A 525-nucleotide genomic window follows, 5' to 3' on the forward strand; every position below is an offset into this window, starting at 1 on the left:
AGGAGTTTCGAGCAAAATTGCAGAGCTTGGTTTGAATATTGATGATATATCACAGACTGTTTTAGATGAATTTTTCACTATGATGGCGGTTGTTTCTAGTGAAGAGAAGAAAGATTTTACAGAATTGCGCAATGAATTTGAAGCCTTTGGCAATACACTCAATGTCAAAATTAACATTCAAAGTGCAGCGATTTTTGACGCTATGTACAATATCTAATAGAGGTGAAAAATGGATATAAAGCAAGTTACTGAAACCATTTCCATGATTGAGGAGCAGAATTTTGATATTCGGACGATTACCATGGGGATTTCACTTCTCGACTGTATTGATACGGATATTGAGCGAGCAGCGGAAAAAATCTATCAAAAAATCACCACGAAAGCTCAAGATTTGGTGGCAGTTGGTGACGAAATAGCTGCGGAGCTGGGCATTCCCATTGTCAACAAACGTGTATCGGTGACCCCGATTTCCTTGATTGGCGCTGCGACAGATAGTGATGACTATGTGCTTCTAGCAAAAGCGCT

At 39.6% G+C, this 525-nt stretch carries 2 protein-coding genes; both read left to right on the forward strand.

Translation table 11 applies throughout. From position 1 onward, the window contains the following. On the forward strand, nt 1-217 hold a 217-nt coding region (locus tag ACIY19_RS10895), incomplete at its 5' end, for an ACT domain-containing protein (protein WP_409003408.1). A gap of 12 nt (nt 218-229) precedes the next feature. Next, on the forward strand, nt 230-525 hold a 296-nt coding region (locus ACIY19_RS10900; protein ID WP_409003409.1), incomplete at its 3' end, for a DUF711 family protein.

Source organism: Streptococcus sp. ST14 (genome assembly GCF_046098195.1).
In the GTDB taxonomy this organism is placed as follows: domain Bacteria; phylum Bacillota; class Bacilli; order Lactobacillales; family Streptococcaceae; genus Streptococcus.